The organism is Gemmatimonadota bacterium (assembly GCA_022560615.1).
GTDB lineage: Bacteria > Gemmatimonadota > Gemmatimonadetes > Longimicrobiales > Gaopeijiaceae > UBA1138.
This window is the reverse complement of record JADFSR010000098.1, coordinates 1-2909: the sequence shown is the minus strand read 5'-3', so window position 1 is coordinate 2909 and position 2909 is coordinate 1. Positions and strand designations below refer to the sequence as shown.

3 protein-coding genes are annotated in these 2909 nt (G+C 66.4%); 1 reads left to right on the top strand and 2 read right to left on the bottom strand.

Annotation, left to right across the window (positions count from 1 at the left end; genetic code table 11):
- The first annotated feature begins 8 nt into the window (after positions 1–8).
- Positions 9–446: a PaaI family thioesterase gene (locus tag IIB36_20450; GenBank protein ID MCH7534109.1), complete on the top strand. Its 438-nt coding sequence runs from the start codon at positions 9–11 to the stop codon at positions 444–446.
- Between the two features lie 41 nt (positions 447–487).
- Here IIB36_20450 and IIB36_20445 read toward each other — a convergent pair whose 3' ends face one another.
- Together IIB36_20445 and IIB36_20440 are read right to left on the bottom strand one after the other, a co-directional pair.
- Complete coding sequence (locus IIB36_20445) at positions 488–1096, bottom strand: hypothetical protein (GenBank protein MCH7534108.1); 609 nt, start codon at positions 1094–1096, stop codon at positions 488–490.
- A 15-nt stretch (positions 1097–1111) separates the two neighbouring features.
- On the bottom strand, positions 1112–2909 hold a 1798-nt coding region (locus tag IIB36_20440), incomplete at its 5' end, for a peptidase M14 family protein (GenBank protein ID MCH7534107.1).

Genomic DNA, 2909 nt, shown 5'->3' with positions numbered 1-2909 from the left:
GCGAGGCGATGTCACACGACCACTACCGCAAGCTCGAGCGCATGTACGGATCGGCTCGCACCAACGAGTACTACCGACCGACCATGCTCATCTCAGAGGGCCGCGCCGAGGTGGTCATCGAGCTACGGCCGGACTTTCACCACGCGCTCGACGCCGTGCACGGCTCCGTCTACTTCAAGGCGCTGGACGATGCGGCGTTCTTTGCGTCGAACTCGCTGATCGACGACGTCTTCCTGCTCACAGTCACGTTTAACGTGTACTTCACGCGACCGGTGGCGGAGGGCGTGATCACGTCGGTGGGCAACGTGGTCCACCGCTCGCGCCGGCTCTTGATCGCGGAGTCGGTGCTCACGGATCAGGAAGGACGAGAGCTCGCGCGGGGCAGCGGGACGTTCATGAAGAGTCGGGTTGAGCTGACGCCCGAGATCGGGTATGCGCTCGACTGAGCGGGCGTCACCCCACGCAGCGCGTCACCCCTGGCAGAACCTCACACCCTCGTCCACCACTTGACCCTGCCTCCGTCACCTTCGACACGCTTGAAGCCGAGGTCCGTCATCTCGTCCCTGAGGGCGGCCACCAGCCTGTCCCCCTCCTCTCGCCCGAGGTCTCCCGAGAAGACCAGCACCGTTCCCTTCTCGTCCGAGAGTGAGGCGCTCACCTCCCTGGGCGTCTGGGAGAACTCCTTGATCTGCTCCACGAGCTTGTGCGCGAACTCCAGCCGATCCCGCTCCGTGGCGGATTTCCTCTTCTGTTCGCGCGCGGCGACCTTCGCGGGTCGCGCGTCGCTCCACGCGGTGAGCACGCCGGGAAGCGAGAAGGGAAGCCCGATCACGCTCCCCATCAGCAGGAACACCCACGGCGACCGGAACAGCTCCTCGGGGTTCGGGTGCTCCGAGACCCTACGGAACATCCAGTAGAACCCGCCGACCAGTCCGCCCACAGCCACCGTGGCGAACACCGCCACGCCCCACCACTTGATGCGCCCGAGCAGGGCGCGGCCCCGGGGCTTTCTGGCCGACCAGCTCAAGCCGAGCGAGGCCCCCAGCCCGCCGGCCACCATAGCGACCATGTGCGGTACGAGTTCCCGCAGCTCCATTCCCATCGCTACCGTCTATGGTCGTGAGTCAGAAGTCGACCGGGAACCGCCCGCCGCGACGCTGGCCGCCTCGGACGCGGCGCCCATGAGCGCGTTGAAGAGCAGCTTGAACGTGCCGTGCGTCTGCGCGCGGTGCTGCGCGCGGAACCCGATGAGCACCACCCTGCCCTGCCCAAGCTCCACCGAGACCATGGCCGCGGTCTCGGCGATCACGTCCTCGCCGAGCAGCCAGCCGCTCTGCAGGAGGTCGCGGTCGACGAACGTCACCATGCGCTGGACGCGCTCGTTGCGAGCGGTCGCGACGACTTCGTACGCCTGGTTGCGAGCCAGGAAGGTGGCCAGTCCCTGCTCGGGCATTCCGTACGCCAGGGGATTGGTATTGTCGATGTTGACGCGCAACGTGGATCCCGGCGACCAGAAGTCGTTGGACGGCACGCCCGCCACCACGTTGCGGACCGGAAGCTCGAACTTCTCGATGGCCAGTTGGCCCGCCTCGGCCAACGTCACCAGCGTGCCGCCGTCCTTCACGAACGCCTCCAGAGCGTCCACGCCCTCCTGCCCGAACCCGCTCCGGTACCGCTCGGGGTAGGCCGACGGATCCGCGCCGCGGAAGCCGCGCCCGCCCCCACCCTCCGGCTGCTCGCCGGTCATGCGGGACACGCCGTCGGCCGGCAGGATGATCACGTCGTAGTCGTCGTGCAGATCGCCCGCCGTGATCTCGGCGTCCATGAGCGTGGTATAGGGGAAGCTGAAGTCCTCCAACAGCCAACGCGTCCACCCCTCGTCCATGTTGCCGCCGAAGTATCGCTGGTACAACCCGATCCTGGGTTTCGACAGTGCATGACTCCCGGCCGTCGCGTCCGTGTCGAGGGCGCCGAAGTCAACGCCCGTCTCCTGCGCGATCTGAGTCAGGAGGTCGTCGGGTGTGTTGCGGGCAACGAGGAAGTCTCCCGGTCGGAGGTCACCGCTTGCACGATCCACGCGGCGCACGTTGGCGTTTCTGTCGAGGAGCAGGTTCACCGCCTTGAAGCTGTCGTTCAGGCGCCCGTCGAGGACGTAGCCGAACCGACCCTGCGTCACCTGGCCGGCACGGTTGATCACTGCCGAGATGGTCGTGAGTGCGATGGAGACTCCCTCGTCCACCGGGTCCACGCGGACGCCCATGAACTCTGCCATGTTGTCGGTGGACATGTCGTAAGGACGGATCGGTGTTCCGTCACGATTCCGGGTGTAGGAGTTGTCAGGATAGTAGGTCTGCCCCAGGAGCCAGCGAATGACCCCCCGCTTCGGTTGAGCCATCGACACCACGTATGTGCCGGCGCCGTACACTCGTCCTTCGTGGGTGAAGTCGCGGGTGGCCCGCTGCACCTCGATCCCCTGGCCGAGGAGCTTGTTCACCATCTTCGTTGCGGTGAGGGCGTCGTGTTGCTCCGCCGGGATCAGAAACGCCACCGGCGATCCTTCCGCCCCGCGCTCCGTTTGCCGTTTGGCCTTTAGGTACGCGTTCCGGAGGACGGTTGTCCTGTTGCGTGCCGCGATGTCCAACGCCGCGATGGCGGCTATCTTCTGCTGCTCGACGATATCGCGGACGCGCCACCAGCCGCCGGGCCACGGATTGGGAAACGTGGTCTGGGCCTCGTATTCCGGCATGCCCCGTCGCGAGCCCTGCAACTGATCCGGGTGCAGGAAGAGAGGCGTCGCGAGCCGCGCGCTGGCGGACTCCGTGAGCATCCCCGCGATGTTGTGGAAGGGGGTGATCCAGTGAAAGCCGAAGTGTCCCCAGCCTGAGTAGATCGCGGCGTTCACAACGCCC

Excerpts from the sequence above, each read along its gene's own strand:
- IIB36_20450 (MCH7534109.1), top strand. The coding sequence starts at position 9 with ATGTCACACGACCACTACCGCAAGCTCGAGCGCATGTACGGATCGGCT.
- IIB36_20445 (MCH7534108.1), bottom strand. The coding sequence starts at position 1,096 with ATGGAGCTGCGGGAACTCGTACCGCACATGGTCGCTATGGTGGCCGGC.